Origin of the sequence: Asaia krungthepensis NRIC 0535 (assembly GCF_025995175.1) — a bacterium.
In the GTDB taxonomy this organism is placed as follows: domain Bacteria; phylum Pseudomonadota; class Alphaproteobacteria; order Acetobacterales; family Acetobacteraceae; genus Asaia; species Asaia krungthepensis.
On record NZ_BAPV01000003.1, the window covers coordinates 56,632 to 71,819 of the forward strand.

At 60.4% G+C, this 15,188-nt stretch carries 11 protein-coding genes; 10 read left to right on the forward strand and 1 reads right to left on the reverse strand.

The window, feature by feature from the left end; genetic code table 11:
- Positions 1 to 49: 49 nt before the first annotated feature.
- The 4 genes from AA0535_RS01625 to AA0535_RS01640 all read left to right on the forward strand — a co-directional run bounded on the left by AA0535_RS01625 (position 50) and on the right by AA0535_RS01640 (position 6,943).
- Complete coding sequence (locus AA0535_RS01625) at positions 50 to 1,432, forward strand: TolC family protein (protein WP_264814160.1); 1,383 nt, start codon at positions 50 to 52, stop codon at positions 1,430 to 1,432.
- The gene (locus tag AA0535_RS01630; RefSeq protein ID WP_264814161.1) at positions 1,429 to 2,622 is read left to right on the forward strand and encodes an efflux RND transporter periplasmic adaptor subunit; all 1,194 of its coding nucleotides are present in this window, start codon (positions 1,429 to 1,431) and stop codon (positions 2,620 to 2,622) included. The genes AA0535_RS01625 and AA0535_RS01630 overlap by 4 nt, the downstream gene beginning before the upstream one ends.
- 2 nt (positions 2,623 to 2,624) lie before the next feature.
- Positions 2,625 to 5,771, forward strand: a complete 3,147-nt coding sequence (locus AA0535_RS01635) for an efflux RND transporter permease subunit (RefSeq protein ID WP_264814162.1) — start codon at positions 2,625 to 2,627, stop codon at positions 5,769 to 5,771.
- Between the two features lie 116 nt (positions 5,772 to 5,887).
- Entirely contained in the window at positions 5,888 to 6,943 is a 1,056-nt protein-coding gene (locus tag AA0535_RS01640; RefSeq protein WP_264814163.1) for an NAD(P)-dependent alcohol dehydrogenase, read from the forward strand.
- Between the two features lie 98 nt (positions 6,944 to 7,041).
- Here the strand turns inward: AA0535_RS01640 and AA0535_RS01645 are convergent, their stop codons facing one another.
- Complete coding sequence (locus AA0535_RS01645) at positions 7,042 to 7,857, reverse strand: DeoR/GlpR family DNA-binding transcription regulator (protein WP_264814164.1); 816 nt, start codon at positions 7,855 to 7,857, stop codon at positions 7,042 to 7,044.
- Between the two features lie 283 nt (positions 7,858 to 8,140).
- Here AA0535_RS01645 and AA0535_RS01650 point away from each other — a divergent pair, with 283 nt between their 5' ends.
- From AA0535_RS01650 to AA0535_RS01675, 6 genes are all read left to right on the forward strand, one after another.
- Entirely contained in the window at positions 8,141 to 9,682 is a 1,542-nt protein-coding gene (locus tag AA0535_RS01650) for an FGGY-family carbohydrate kinase (protein ID WP_264814165.1), read from the forward strand.
- A gap of 87 nt (positions 9,683 to 9,769) precedes the next feature.
- Positions 9,770 to 11,449, forward strand: coding sequence for a glycerol-3-phosphate dehydrogenase/oxidase (locus AA0535_RS01655; protein WP_264814166.1), 1,680 nt, complete (start codon positions 9,770 to 9,772; stop codon positions 11,447 to 11,449).
- A gap of 702 nt (positions 11,450 to 12,151) precedes the next feature.
- Positions 12,152 to 12,916, forward strand: coding sequence for a triose-phosphate isomerase (locus AA0535_RS01660; protein ID WP_264814167.1), 765 nt, complete (start codon positions 12,152 to 12,154; stop codon positions 12,914 to 12,916).
- Positions 12,913 to 13,740 carry a DeoR/GlpR family DNA-binding transcription regulator gene (locus AA0535_RS01665; protein WP_264814168.1) on the forward strand — a complete coding sequence of 276 codons (828 nt, stop codon included), beginning with the start codon at positions 12,913 to 12,915 and terminating at the stop codon, positions 13,738 to 13,740. Before AA0535_RS01660 ends, AA0535_RS01665 begins: the two co-directional genes overlap by 4 nt.
- A gap of 25 nt (positions 13,741 to 13,765) precedes the next feature.
- On the forward strand, positions 13,766 to 14,233 hold the full coding sequence (locus AA0535_RS01670) for an RpiB/LacA/LacB family sugar-phosphate isomerase (RefSeq protein ID WP_127102332.1): 468 nt from the start codon (positions 13,766 to 13,768) through the stop codon (positions 14,231 to 14,233).
- Between the two features lie 30 nt (positions 14,234 to 14,263).
- The gene (locus tag AA0535_RS01675) at positions 14,264 to 15,187 is read left to right on the forward strand and encodes a substrate-binding domain-containing protein (protein ID WP_264814169.1); all 924 of its coding nucleotides are present in this window, start codon (positions 14,264 to 14,266) and stop codon (positions 15,185 to 15,187) included.
- The last annotated feature ends 1 nt before the right edge of the window (position 15,188 follow it).

Here is a 15,188-nt window from a genome sequence, read left to right on the forward strand (position 1 = left end):
CAAGTTTTGTCGCGGAGCGCCGCGTAACTACGCCTAAGATCGCGCCATCATGTCAGTGATTCTTCGGTCGAACAGGCTGCCTTTCCGCACCTCGGCTCTCCATGCCGCGTGTTCTCAAGCCGCGCCCTCAACGGCCGCGACGCCCTTTGACGCGACGCCGGAGAGCGCGCCCCCTCACGCTGCCCCTGTCCGTGCGGGAACAAGGCGCGTCAGGCCTCCCGGCAAGATCGCCTTCTCGATCCTGTTCGGTCTTGCGGTTGCAGCGCCTGCCTGCCGGGCGGAGAGTTTTCATGACGCCATACGCGCTGCCTGGGACCGCGATCCGGCCAACCAGTCCTTCTCGATCGACGCGACCGCTTCACACAAGAATGCCAACGCCGCGCAATCCTGGTTTCCAGACGGGCCGATCCTCGCCGGACAATATCTCGATGACCATTTCATCGGCACGAATCTCGGCTACACAACCTATCAGGGCAGCATCAGCATCCCTCTCTGGTTGCCTGGTCAGGGCACGGCGACCATGCGCAATGCGCTGGCCGATGAAGCCGTGGCGCGTGCGCGGATCAAGGTGCAGCATCTCCTGAGTTCGGTCAGAGTGCTCGACCTCGCCAGCAGTGCAACCCTGTTGCAGAAGAAGATCGGCAATCTGCGCGCCACCAGCGACCTTCTTGACCGTGTGGTACGCAGCTCGCAGCAGGGATTGCGCGCCGGTGAGATTGCCTCGGCAGATTTCGATGCAGTAGTGGGCGAGAAAGCCGATCTCGACGCCCAGATCGCCCAGGCCGAGCAGGCCCTGGAGAGCGCACGCGCCGAGCTCGATGCCCTGACCGGCACCGATGAGATCCCGGATATTCTCTCGTTGGACGGCCGTATTCTCGGCACGCAGAACCTCGCCCTCGACCCGGCACGGGACCCTCGTATCGAGATGGCAGCCGCCGTGACCAAGAGCGCACGGGCGGCCTATTCAGTGGCGCGGCACTCGTACATGCCCAACCCGCAGGTCGGTGTTCAGGTCGTCAAGCAGGGACAGTACGGCAGCCCCTGGGACACGCAGGTGGGCGTCCAGTTCTCGATGGCGCTCCCCAGCGAGGCGCGCAACACGCCCATGATCATGAAAGAGGTCAAGGCCATGGGCGCCGCCGAGCGCGACGCCGTGCTCGCCCAGCGCAAGGTGACGGTGGAATATCGACAGACACGCGCCAGCCTGAGCTCGGCGCTGTCGATGCTGCGTCACACCACGACCTCTGTCCATGCCCTCAATGCCCGTGCCGGAGATCTCGAGCATGCCTGGAGCGTGGGTGAGACACCGGTGATCGAATATCTGCGCGCCCGTCGCGCAGCGCTGGAAGCCGGGCAACGCAGTGCGGAAGCCGATGTGATCTGGCACGCCGCCATGATCCGAATGAGCCTGATGGCGGGAAACTACCCATGAAACACATCGTCCTGCCCCTCGCTTCCGCGCTGCTGCTTGGCGTGTCAATTCCCCTTTCTGCCCATGGGGCCTACGCGCAGGCTGCTGCTGCATGGCCCACAGCCCCCCTGACCATCGCGCCGGACGCGCTCAGGTCAGAGGCGATCCATGTGGCCGTCGCCCATAAGGGGGCTCTTCCCCCGCATGTCGATGTCCCGGCCTATATCGATCAGGATGACCGCAAGAGCGCGCGTCTGCATCCGGTGGGGCAGGGCAGGGTGCAGTCTGTTCTGGTCACACCGGGCGAGGTGGTGAAAAAGGGTCAGGTCCTGTTCACCTATGACGATTTCAGCCTCAGCGACGAACGGCAACGCCTGCTCTCGGCCGAAGCCGCCCTGCAACAGGCACGCGCCCTGCGTGACGACGCAAGCCTCTCCTATGATCGCGCACGCTCGCTTCAGGGAGGCGCGGTCTCGCAGGGCGAAGCCCAGCGACGTTATTCGCGCCTGCGCGATGCCCAGGGCACGGTCAAGCGCAGCGAAGCCCTTGTGCAGAACGAGCGGGAAAGACTGGCGCGCTTCACGTCCTCGGCAGAACGCGCCGACGGGTTGCACTCCTCCGTCATCTCACCAATCGACGGCATCGTGAACAAGATCATCGTCTCGGTGGGAGAGGAAGTCTCCAACCGCGCTGCGGCGGCGGTGGAAATCGACGATCTCTCCCATGTCTGGGTTGTCTCGCAGGTAGGAGAGCAGCAGGCGACGCGCCTGTCGCGCGGGGGACGCCAGCTCACCTGGCCCACCCCTGACTCCAAGCCGATCAAATCCCGCATCGACCTGATCGAGGGGAGTGTTGATCCCATGACCCGTCATGTCTTGGTGCGCAGTCTGGTAGATAACAGCCAGCGCCTCCTCAGGCCCGAGATGCTTGTCAAATCGCGGCTGTTCTCGACCAGCAAGGTCAGTGGCGTGCTCATTCCGGAGGCTGCCATTCAGACGATCGGCAACCAGAGCTGTGTGTTCGTGCGTCTGGACGAATCACGCTATGAAGCGCGCAAGGTCGCTGTGGGGCCGGAGCTGGACGGGACGATCGTCGTGACATCCGGTCTGAAGCCCGGCGAAACCGTCGTGACGGATGGAAGCTTCGTCCTCAAATCCCAGGCCCTGCTGGCGCCGCCCCCCGAAAAGGACAAGGCCGGGGGCCAGAAGTAATCATGCGTTTCATGCTTGCCCTGCTGAAGGGACGCGCGGCCATTCTGGGCGCAGTGATACTGCTCATGATCGCAGGAATTGCCGACCTACGCTCTCTCTCCGTCGAGCCGGTGCCCGATATTTCACCGCGTCAGGTTCTGGTGTCGGTTCGTGCCCCCGGTCTCCCGACCGAAGAAGTCGAGCGTCTGGTGACCTTTCCGATCGAGACGGTCATGTCAGGAATCGTGGGCGTCAACTCGATGCGCTCGGTTTCGCGCACGGGTGTGTCGGTGCTTTATCTCGGTTTCGACGACGGCACGGATATCTATCGCGCCCGACAACTCGTGGCCGAGCGGCTGTCGCTTGCGCGCAATGCGGTTTCGGTGCGGGGTCTGTCCATCACCATGGGCCCCATGGCGACGGGCATGGGTGAGATCCTGCAGATCCAGATCCACGGCAAGGATCGATCTCTCGCGACACTGAACCGTATCATGACATGGAACGTGGTCCCGAAGCTGCGGCTCGTTCCGGGCGTGATCGACGTCAATATCAATGGCGGCGCATCGCAGACCTATCAGGTAGCACTCAACCCCATGGCGCTGCGCCAGTTCCGTGTTTCGGTATCCGATGTCTTCAATGCCGTCGACAAGGATAACGAAGCCGCCGGGGGCGCGTGGATCGAACATAATGACGAGCAGCATATCATCGTCGGACGCTCCCTGATCGACAGCCTCCACGAGCTTGGCGAGGTTCAGGTTCGCAGCATGCCCAATGGTGGCGTCGTGCATGTGCGCGATGTCGGCACCGTGCAGGAGGGGCGTCTGCCGCGACTGGGCGGCGTTACCCGCGATGGCGAAGGCGAGATCGTCAATGCCGTCATCCTGTTGCAGCAGGGGGCCAACGCGAAAGCCACGCTCGCGCGCATCAACGCGGCGTTGCCCAAGATCGTCTCGACCCTGCCCGAGGGCGTGACGCTCGAACCCTATTACAGCCGCGCTACCCTGACCGATGTCACGATCCACACGGTCAAGGAGAATCTGATCCTCGGCGCGCTCCTGGTTCTCTTCGTCCTGCTGGTGGTAATCGGAGACTGGCGGGCTTCGCTGGTGATCATCTCGGTCATTCCGTTCTCACTCGTGGCCGCCATGGTCGGGATGCGTCATCTTGGCATTTCGGCCAATCTTCTCAGTCTCGGTGCCATCGATTTCGGCATGGTGGTGGATAGCGCGCTCGTGATTGTGGAGAGCGTTCTATCGAGCCAGGCAGACAGATCCGTACCGCTCACCCAGCGTATTGCCGCCACGGTGACTTCCGTCGCGCGGCCGGTGATTTTCGCCATTCTCATCATCATCATGGTCTATCTGCCTGTACTCACGCTTGAAGGCGTCGAGGGGCGGATGTTCCGGCCCATGGCTCAGACTGTCATTCTGGCGCTGATTGCCTCGCTGCTCTATGCGCTTGTGGCAGTGCCTGCCTTCGCTGCCCTGATCATGCGCATCAAGCCCGGTCATAGCGCTCATAAAGATGATTCTCATGCGGGCGAGGGGCATCCCGTTCCCGAAAGCGGGACGGAACACGACACGCTTTTCATCCGCTTCCTGAGGCGCGGCTTCAGCCCGGCATCGCGCTGGTGCATGGCGCATGGAAAAATGGTGGTGGGGATCGCGCTCGTGGTGCTGGTCCTGTCTCTTGGCCTGACAACCCGACTGGGTGGCGAATTCATTCCGCAATTGCAGGAAGGTGATCTGATCGTCACCTCTACGCGCCTGCCCGGTATCTCCCTAGATGCCTCTTTGCGCTCTATCCAGCAGATCGAGCGCACGCTGAAACAGTTCCCCGATATCCGTATGGTGGTGAGCAATAGCGGCACCTCCGCCATTCCAACTGACCCGCAGGGTGGCGAGCAGTCGGATACCTATGTGCTGCTCAAGCCGCGCAACGACTGGAAGACTGCCGACACACAGGAAGGGCTTATTCGGGCCTTCGATGCGGCGTTACGCAAGAACAATCCTGGCTCGCTCTATTCCTGGAGCCAGCCCATCCAGATGCGCATGGATGATCTGCAATCGGGCGTACGGTCACAGATCGCTATCGGGATCTATGGCCCGGATATCGATATGCTCATGGCCCTCGCAGCGCGCACCGCCCGCGTTGTGGACAGCGTCGCGGGAGCGGCAGATGTCGCGCCTCAGGATGTCGGGACCATCCCCTATCTGCATATCGATGTCGATCGTACCGCGGCTGCCCGCCTGAATGTCGATACGTCTGAGGTTCTCGACGTGGTGGAATCGATTGGCGGCCATGTTGGCCCGCCCGTTGCCCTGCAGGATGCTCTCATTCCGACCGAAGTCCGTATCATGCCCGAGGCACGTCAGGACCTCGACGATATCCGCCTGCTTCCTGTCCTGACCCGCGACGATCACTCGGTGCGCCTCGATCAGGTGGCCGAAATCACCATGCGCGACGGTCCTGCGGCCGTCCGGCGCAATCAGGGGGAGCGGCGCATGATGGTTCAGGCGAATGTGCGTGGCCGTGATCTCAGCTCTTTCGTTCAGGAAGCGCAGAGGGCGGTCAAAACGCAGATCAAACTGCCGCCGGGCTATCGCATCGAATGGAGCGGTCAGTTCCGCAACCTCCAGACCGCGGTGGCGCGTCTCGAGATCGTCGTCCCGATCACGCTCGTGCTGATTTTCTGCCTGCTGATCCTGGCACTGGGCGATGTCTGGCTTGCGGCCCTCGTCTTTGTGAATCTGCCTTTTGCGGCAACAGGCGGCATCATCGCACTCTGGGTACGCGCCATGCCGTTCAGCATCTCGGCGGGTATCGGTTTCATTGCCCTGTTCGGTGTGGCAACACTTAATGGCGTCGTGCTCATCTCCTACATCCGTGACAAACGCCTCGCCGGTCTCGGCGCAGTGGAAGCCGCAATCACCTCCGCCAGAGAGCGATTCCGCCCCGTCATGGCCACGGCCACTGTGGCGTGTCTCGGCTTTTTCCCGATGGCGTTTTCCATGAGCGAAGGAGCCGAGGTCGAGAAGCCCCTGGCGACAGTGGTGATTGGCGGCTTAATTTCCTGTACGGCGCTCACCCTGCTGGTGCTGCCGACCCTTTACATACGTCTTTCCAGCTGGCGTGAAGGACGTCGCGCACAGGTGACCGCGCCCGAATGAACCCCTGTGCCATATCGGGCGTTAGTTCGACATGCTACGAAATAGTCACCGTGACTGCCCCTGCGGCGGCGCGGCGATTTTCGTTGTAACGGCGCAAGCCAAGTCGGAGAAAAACGATGCTCACCTGTATCGGCTATGGCGCGCAAAGCGCCTCTGAACGTCTCGCACCCTTCACATTCGATCGCCGCGATACCGGCCCCGATGATGTCCGCATCGACATTCTTTATTGCGGCGTCTGTCACTCAGACATACATCAGGCCCGCAATGAGTGGCACAACACCGTCTATCCCTGCGTTCCCGGCCATGAAATCGTCGGACGGATCAGCGAGGTCGGCGCCTCGGTTTCCAAGTTCAAGGTAGGCGACCTGGCAGGCGTGGGCTGCATGGTGGACTCCTGCCGCGAATGCGCCAGCTGCAAGGAAGGCCTCGAGCAGTATTGCGAGAACGGATTTGTCGGCACCTATAACGGTGAAGACAAGCAGGGCCGTGGTAACACCTATGGGGGTTACTCGAAGGCCGTCGTCGTGGATCAGGCCTTCGTTCTGAAGGTGCCCGAGAACCTCGACCTCGCTGCTGTCGCGCCGCTGCTCTGCGCCGGTATCACCACCTATTCCCCGCTGCGCCACTGGAAGGTCGGCCCCGGTCAGCGCGTCGGTATCGTCGGCCTTGGCGGGCTGGGCCATATGGGCGTAAAATTCGCGCGCGCCTTCGGGGCCGAGGTGGTGCTGTTCACGACCTCGCAGAGCAAGGTCGAGGACGGGCTGCGTCTCGGCGCGCATGAGGTCGTTCTCTCGAAGGACCCCGAAGCAATGGCCCGCGAGACAGGACGTTTTGACTTCATTCTCGACGCGGTAGCCGCGGAGCATGATATCAACACCTATCTCAACCTACTCAAGCGTGAGGGCACGCTGGTCCAGGTCGGTGCGCCCGAACAACCTCTGCCGGTCGCCGTGTTCAGCCTGATCATGAAGCGTCGTCAGTTCGCGGGCTCACTGATTGGCGGCATTGCCGAGACGCAGGAGATGCTCGATTTCTGCGGTGAACATGGAATCACCTCCGATATCGAGATGATTGCCATGGACGAGATCGAGAACGCCTATTCGCGCATGATCAAGTCTGACGTGAAGTACCGCTTCGTCATCGATATGGCGACTCTCGAAAACGCTGCCTGATCGAGATACGGGGAGGGGTCAGTCTCTCCCCATCAGTCATGACAGGGAGAGGTGAAACCCTCCCGTCATGCATGAAAGACGGGAACCCAGCGCGGCTTTCAGCAGACTTCGACCGTGATCCCTGAGGCTTCGAGTTCGGACACGACGTTAGGCTTGATCTGGCTGTCCGTCAGGATACGGTCGAAATCCTGTAGCGATGTCAGTCGATGCAGACCGCCCTGCCGGAACTTCGTGCTATCGACGAGCAGGACGCAACGATCTGCAATCGCCATCAGGGCGCGCTTGACCTTCACCACATCCTGATCGTTCTGGAACGCTGTGTCGCCGGAAATCACCGAGGTCGACATGAACATGATGTTCCCGCGGAGCGACCGGGCAGCCTGCTCGCAAACGAGCCCGAAAAACGCATTACGCGAATTGCTGTAGTCGCCACCCAGACAGATGATCTTGATGCCGGGGAAAGGGGCAAGAGCCTGCACCACCCCGACGGCATTGGTGATGACGGTCAGTGGCGCTCTTGCCGGTAACAGCGGCAGCATCTCCGCGACAGTCGTCGAATCATCGAGAATGATGACCTGTCCCGGCTCGATCATCGAGACAGCGCGCTGGATGATCGCCTTTTTCAGATTCGCTGCACGGTGCTGCCGGTAGGCGACATTCTTCTCCGTGCGGGCACGGTTCTTGAGCGTGATCCCGCCGTGGATCTTATCGATCAGCCCCTGACTCGCCAGCGCATGGGCATCACGATGGATGGTCATGCGGCTCACATCGAAATGCTCGGCCAGAAACTCGATGCTGGCATTGCCCTGCTCGAACAGCAGATCGAGAATCTGCTGCTGACGCGATTTCAGGTTCTGACGCTTGATCCCGGAAAAGCCATCCAGGGGGGGCACCGAAGTGGGATCGTCACTCATATTGAAGAACAGCCTCTGAAAGAGCGCGCCGCGTGATCACGAGTCTGGCGCAAACCAATGATTTGATAACAAAAATATCACAAATATCTCACACCGACAAGTCAGAGAGGAGCGGCAAACCCGAGGGGCAATAACATGTCACGCCTTTCAAACCCCGGTGATTGACAGATGCCTCCTGACGGACTGTATCATAAATCGCACTATATTGTGATTATTGGCACATGATCACGCCGTTTATATCATGTGTGACGGATATCGCCGATCACCAGAACGGAGCCTGGTCATGAGTGCGCAATATGTGATCGGTGTGGATTGCGGGTCCTCGAGTGCCAAGGCTGTGATCTTCGCCACAGATGGCAGGATCATGGGTCTGGGCCAGGCGCGCATCGCGCAGATCACAGAGACGCCACGTCATGTCGAGCGTGACATGGCCCAGGCATGGCGGATCGTCTCTGCCACAATACGGCAGGCTCTTGGCGATGCCGGGCTTACGGGACAGGACATAGCGGGCGTCGGGATCACCGCGCACGGGGATGGCCTGTTCCTCATGGACCGGCAGTTTCAGCCTCTCGGGCACGGAATCATGTCCCTCGACAGCCGGGCCTATGGCATTCATGACCAGTGGAAGCATGCAGGGCTGCTCGACCGGATGATGCTGCTCTCCGGACAACGCCCCTATCCCTACTCAGCCACGACCCTTCTGGCATGGATCAAACGTCACGATCCACGACGTTATGCTGCTATCGGCGTTGTCTGCTTTGCAAAAGACTGGCTGCGCTACTGCATGACGGGGAAAGTCGCCACCGATCTGACCGAGGCGAGCACGGCGTTCACCGACCTGCACACGCAAAGCTACAGCCCTCAGATCCTCGATGCGCTCGACCTGAGCGAGATGGTCGATGCTCTCCCCCCCATGCTGGACTCATGCGAGCAGGCAGGCCGTGTCACGGCTTTGGCGGCCGAACAGACAGGTCTGCTTGAGGGCACGCCAGTCTCGGCGGGACTGCATGACGTCATCGCCGCAGCAGTGGGTCTGGGACAGGTCCGGGCTGGCGATATGACGGTGACCGCAGGAACATTCTCGATCAACGAGGTCCTGCGTGACGCGCCTGTCACGGGAACGGAATGGGCATGCCGCGCGGGATACAGGAAAGGGCTCTGGAACTGCATGGCGATCTCGCCGGCCTCTGCAAGCAATCTTGAATGGATGGCGCGTTATGTCGCTCCGGAGGATCCCGAGGCCGCCGCCAAACTCATCGAGGCGTCGATTGCGAAGTTCAAGGACGGACGAACAACCCGGCAGATACCGCTCTATCATCCCTATCTGTTCGGCTCCCCGTTCGAGTGCCCGGCCACCGCGTCTTTCCTCGGAGTCCAGTCCTGGCATGACCGCGCCGATCTGTTCCGCGCCATGATCGAAGGCACGATATTCAATCATCGCCACCATGTTGAGGATCTTCTCCGCTCAGGTCCGGTGCGCAGCATCGGTGTCTCGGGGGGAGGCAGTCGCAGGCCGGAAATCGGCCAGCTCTTCGCCGATATTCTGGGACGACCCATCTCGACCTCACCGGTGAGAGAGGCTGGCGCTCTTGGTGCCGCAATGACAGCCATGGTGGCGTGCGGTCTGGCCACATCGCTCGAGGGCGCGGCGGATTGTCTCGATCTCGAGCCACGGTATTTCAAGCCCGATCCGGTTCTCGCCCGGTATTACGAAGACATCTACCGTCGCTATCAGTCTGTCGCGAAAGCACTCGAACCGTTCTGGCCTGCGCTGCACAGCGATCAGGGCGACGACTACACCCCCTTATCCATGTCAGCGGGCTGACGGCCCAGGACGCCAGAGACCGTCCTGCCATGCGCAGGCTCCCAGAACGCACCCCTCATGAAAATGCAGAAAGACACCGGACCCCTGATGACCCATTCCGCCACACAACTCGACTCAGCCCATTTCGACGTGACGATCATCGGTGCCGGCATCAACGGTGTCGGCCTGTTCCGCGAACTGGCCATGCAGGGGATAAACGTTCTTCTGATCGACCGCGACGATATCTGCGCGGGTGCTTCTGCCGCGCCCTCACGACTGATTCACGGGGGAATCAAATATCTGGAGACCGGGGAATTCAGGCTCGTCGCGCAATCGACGCTCGAGCGTAACCTTCTGCTCCGCAATGCGCCTCATCTTGTCACGCCGCTGCCAACGGTCATTCCCATTCACTCCTGGTTCGGTGGCATCGTCCCCTCCATCCGGCGGTTTCTCGGACGCAAGGCCAAGTTGGCGGATCGTGGCGTGCTGATCACCGAGATCGGCATGCAGATCTATGATTTTCTGGGACGCAGGGCGCGTGTGATGCCTCGCCATAAATTGTCTCTTGGCAAGAACGTAAGACAAGACTGGCCAAGCATAACCTCCAAGGTTATCGCGACCGGTCGCTATTATGATGCGGCGATTTCACAGCCCGAGCGTCTCGGCTTCGAATGCGTGGAAGATGCGCTTCAGCTCAGTCTGGGCTGCGGGGTGAAAACCTATACGGAGATCGTCTCCTTCGACGAGGGCGCTCTGGCAATCAAAGACCGCCTGACGGGGAACACCGAAACGATCCGTACGGATCTGATCGTCAATGCGGGCGGGGCCTGGATCGACCGGGTCAATGCCCAGATCGGACTGAACACACGTTATATCGGCGGCACAAAGGGCTCTCATCTCGTCATCGATCACGCGGAGCTTCATCGTGAGCTGAACGGACAGATGGTCTATTTCGGTACTGCCGATGGCCGCATCTGCCTCGTCTATCCGTTCCTCGGGCATGTGCTTGTCGGATCTACCGACATCCCCATCACCGATCCGGATACCGCCTCCTGTACGGATGACGAGCAAGCCTACATGCTGCGTATGGTGCGCGAGCTGTTTCCCGGGCTGACCATTGCGGATGGCGACGTCATCTACCGTTATTGCGGAGTCAGACCACTTCCCGCCAGCGCGACTGACGACCCGGGTGCGATCAGCCGTGATCATATCATTCATACGGACTACACCGGCACCACCCCGGTTCTCTCTCTCGTGGGTGGAAAATGGACCACGTTCCGCGGTCTTGCAGAAGAGGTGGCAGACAAGACGCTGGCGCTCCTGCACCGCAAGCGCATTGCCTCATCGCGCCTTAGGCCCATTGGCGGCGGCGCCCGCTATCCAGGGCCACGGGCCCATGATGCCTATCTACGCCGCCTCATCGAGACTCACAGTCTCTCCGCCTCTCGTGCGCGCAGCTTGTTCGAGCGCTATGGCACCACGGCCGAACGTATCGCTGCGTATTGCGCTGCCACGCCAGACCAACCTCTCGCCTCTCTGCCCGAATATTCTCGTAACGAGATTCTCTACGTCGCAAGCCAGGAACTGGTGCGTAGCGTTGACGACATCCTTTTCCGCCGCACGTCCATCGCTCTCGGTGGACATCTGACCCAGCAGGTTGTCGAGGAAGTCTGCAGTATCATGGCACCCCATATGGGATGGACGGATCAGGAGAGCACAAGCCAGGCGCAGACCTGCTGGAACAAGGCCAAAACTGTGCACGGGCTTCGCGATGCTTCTGCCAGCTGAACGACGGGCCTGATGTGAACCCGTCGGGAAGCAGCCCCCGCATAATGGCGCTGCCTTTGACGAGCGCGAGAACACGGTCCTCGCGCATATATCGGGGGCAATGCACATCATGGACGGCAAGCTTTCGGGGCGGAACTCCATCAGGATGCGAAAGCGGGGAACGTCGAACCAGGCAGCATAGGGTCCAGATTGGGTTCGCCTCGCGTCGCTGTCGGCTGTCCAAAAGTCATCGGCAGAGCGATCTGACCTGAGGCATGACGCTGTCGCATTCGAAGGGCAGGGAAGCCAGGAAACTTTCCTCACGATCCGACGTCCCCGCCCTGAGAAAAACCTTTGTCCGTGGTACCCGGCAACCTGAAACGCGTGAAGCAGCATGACTCAGATGCTCGACACCGTCCGATAGGTGCCCATGGGGCTCATGATATCGGCAGATAGACGGCAAATGACCGATCATCGGGACCCAGGGTAACGCCCTCAGGAACGTGAAATCACAAATCTGCGTTCCGGAGGATAACATCACCCGGCTTGTCCTATCATGTTGCAAAATATGGCTTTAGACGCGCTTCCGCACTTATCCCTTCGCTAAATCATATCAATGTGAACGATCATACTGATATTTTCTCTATCAGAATGTTAGCTTCATCCATAAGATAACATGATATCGTTACACGGAACGCCGATCAGCGACGGAGACAGGAAACCATGACGAGAAAGCCGCTCTGGATCGGCACGAGCTGGAAGATGAACAAGGGCCCGGCTGCGGCCCGGGACGCTGTGGGCCAGATCGTCTCGATGGCTATCCCGGAAGAGATCACGCCGTTCGTCATCCCGCCCTTCACGTCGCTCGAAACAGTCGCGAGCACGCTCTCAGGCACGCGCTGGCATGTCGGTGCACAGAACATGCACTGGGAAGATGACGGCGCCTGGACCGGCGAGATCTCCCCCCACATGGTGCGTGAATGCGGCGCAGACATGATCGAATTGGGCCATTCCGAGCGTCGCGAGCATTTCGGCGAGACCGATATCACGGTCAATCTCAAAGTGAGGGCCGCGATACGCCACAAACTGCGCCCATTGATCTGCATCGGTGACAGCGCCGAGGAATACGAATTCGGTGTGACCCATGAGACGCTCGCACGTCAGACCAAGATAGCGCTCCATGGGCTGAGCGCCGCTGAGATCGGCACGGTTCTTCTGGCTTACGAGCCCGTCTGGGCCATCGGCGCGAAGGGCAGGGCCGCTGAGCCCGATTTCGTGGCGCTGGCTCATACCCGGCTGCGCAACGTCCTTGCAGAACTCGTTGGCTCCGAGGCGGCGCAGCGCGTGCCCGTGCTCTATGGCGGCAGCGTCTCGCTGGATAATGCCGCGCGTTACACGGCGCTCGATAATGTGGACGGCGTCTTCATCGGGCGCTCGGCCTGGGACCCTTCGGGCCTTGAGGCGATCATCCGGTCGGTGGTGTCATGAGCGGCGCGACCGGCGTCGAGAGCAAGGCCGTCTCGGCGCGTCGTCGGGAGATCCTGGATTACGTTCTCGAGAATGGGGGCGCCCAGATCGAGGAACTCGTCGACCGGTTTTCGACAAGCCGCATGACCATTCATCGCGATTTGCATGCCCTGTCCGAACAGGGACTTGTGCGCAAGGTCCATGGTGGCGTGACCATGCTGGCCAGCGGCGTGATGGAAACGAGCGTCGTCCACCGTATGCGACGTGCCTCACGCGAGAAACAGGCGATAGCCCGTGTTGCATCGAGCTTCATCAAGGCAGGCGATATTATTGCCCTCGATGATTCAACGACCTCGCGTGTGCTTTCTGAAAACCTGCCCTCGGGCATGCCGCTCACCGTGCTGACCAATAGTATGGGCATCGCCACGCAGATCGCGGGCGCCCGCGACATCAGTCTCATCTCACTGGGCGGCAAATACCACCCGCGTTTTGATGCGTTTCTTGGTATTCTGTGCGAGCAGGGCACCAAATCGCTTCGGGCGAATACACTGTTCATGTCGGTTTCCGCGGTACGCGATCTTGGCGCCTTCCATCAGGAGCAGGAAATCGTCAAGTGCAAGATGGCGCTGATGCAAATCGTCGACCGTCGCATCCTGATGATCGATAGCCAGAAATTCGATGTGACGGCACTGAACCGTCTCGCGAGCCTTTCCGATTTTGACGTCGTGATTACCGATTCAGGTGTGTCCGACAGTCAGAAGAACCGCATGCTCGACGCGGGCATCAACCTGCATATCGCCCAGATGGACGCTGTGCCGACCGCCGCGCATGCCGATACCCCCTGAACACATCACCGAGAGGAACAAGATCATGAAAATTGCAGTAGGTGGCGACAGCGCCGGTGAAGGTCTGGCCCAGCAGATCGTCGCGCATCTCAAGTCCAAAGGCGTTGACGCGGTCGATCTGTCGCGCCCCGTAGATGCCAAGAGCGAGCTTTATTCCGAACTGAGCGAACGCGTGGGTCACGCCATTCTCTCGGGCGAATACGAGCGCGGTATCCTGTGCTGCGGCACGGGAATCGGTGTAGCGATCTCGGCCAACAAGATCCCCGGCATTCGTGCGGCACAGGCTCATGATGCCTATTCGGCCGAACGGGCTGCTCTCTCGAACAATGCTCATATCATCACTCTCGGCGCTCGTGTGGTCGGGGCAGAGCTCGCCAAGACCATCGTGGACTCTTTCCTCGCCAAGGAGTTCGATCCGGCAAGCGCATCCAAGAAAAACGTCGATGGTATCGACGCTCTCGACCGCAAATACTCGCCGAATTCCTGCAAGTAATGGATTAACACGACCACAAGGTCTGATCTCATGAAAAAAGCTCTGCTCGCGACCGCTGCCCTTCTTCTCGCGCCTCTCGCTGCCCATGCGGCAGATAACGCGCCGATGCGGTTCGTCATGATTCCGAAAGCCGTTCATCCCTGGTTCGACAAGGCCAATAACGGGGCCCAGTCTGCCGCTGCGCTCCTCAGCAAGGCGACAGGTCGCACCATCACGGTCGAATATCGTGCCCCGCAGACGGCCGATGTCTCGACCCAGAACGACATCATCGAACGCGCCATCGCAACCCATCCCGATGGCCTGATCCTCGACCTTCTGGACGAGAAGGGCAATCGCTCCACCATGCAGGAAGCGGTCGACGAGAAGATCCCGATGACGGTGTTCGACTCCCTCCCGCCCGAGGGTATGGACATCACGGCAGTCGGCGCCGATTTTTGCGAGCAGGGCAGCCTTGCTGCGGAGCGCCTGGCGAAACTCATCAATCACAAGGGTGAGGTCGCCATCATGATGGGCGTGCCCACAGCACCTAATCATGCGCTGCGCGCCCGGTGCGAGCTCAAGGTCTTCGCCAAATATCCCGACATCAAGGTGGTGGCGACCGGTATCGATAATGACAGCATCGAGACCGCCCAGAAACAGGCATCGGCCATCATGCAGGCCCACCCCAATCTTGCGGGTTGGGTTGCCTGTGACGCGGCAGGACCGGTAGGCATCGGTCAGGCCATTCGCGAAAGTGACAAGGTAGGGAAGGTGCAGGAGGTCGGGCTCGACAACCTGACCGACATGCTCCAGCTCATCAAGGATGGCGTAGTGGACTCTTCCGCCTCCAGCCGTCCCGAAATGCAGGGCTACTGGGCTGTGATCGCCGCCTGGCAGAAAGCCATAGGGCAGCAGACACCCAAGAACATCGATACGGGTATCGACATCATCACCAAAGCATCGCTCTCCAAATAAC

Coding starts and splice junctions, on each gene's coding strand:
- AA0535_RS01625 (WP_264814160.1), top strand. CDS start 50: ATGTCAGTGATTCTTCGGTCGAACAGGCTGCCTTTCCGCACCTCGGCT.
- AA0535_RS01630 (WP_264814161.1), top strand. CDS start 1,429: ATGAAACACATCGTCCTGCCCCTCGCTTCCGCGCTGCTGCTTGGCGTG.
- AA0535_RS01635 (WP_264814162.1), top strand. CDS start 2,625: ATGCGTTTCATGCTTGCCCTGCTGAAGGGACGCGCGGCCATTCTGGGC.
- AA0535_RS01640 (WP_264814163.1), top strand. CDS start 5,888: ATGCTCACCTGTATCGGCTATGGCGCGCAAAGCGCCTCTGAACGTCTC.
- AA0535_RS01645 (WP_264814164.1), bottom strand. CDS start 7,857: ATGAGTGACGATCCCACTTCGGTGCCCCCCCTGGATGGCTTTTCCGGG.
- AA0535_RS01650 (WP_264814165.1), top strand. CDS start 8,141: ATGAGTGCGCAATATGTGATCGGTGTGGATTGCGGGTCCTCGAGTGCC.
- AA0535_RS01655 (WP_264814166.1), top strand. CDS start 9,770: ATGACCCATTCCGCCACACAACTCGACTCAGCCCATTTCGACGTGACG.
- AA0535_RS01660 (WP_264814167.1), top strand. CDS start 12,152: ATGACGAGAAAGCCGCTCTGGATCGGCACGAGCTGGAAGATGAACAAG.
- AA0535_RS01665 (WP_264814168.1), top strand. CDS start 12,913: ATGAGCGGCGCGACCGGCGTCGAGAGCAAGGCCGTCTCGGCGCGTCGT.
- AA0535_RS01670 (WP_127102332.1), top strand. CDS start 13,766: ATGAAAATTGCAGTAGGTGGCGACAGCGCCGGTGAAGGTCTGGCCCAG.
- AA0535_RS01675 (WP_264814169.1), top strand. CDS start 14,264: ATGAAAAAAGCTCTGCTCGCGACCGCTGCCCTTCTTCTCGCGCCTCTC.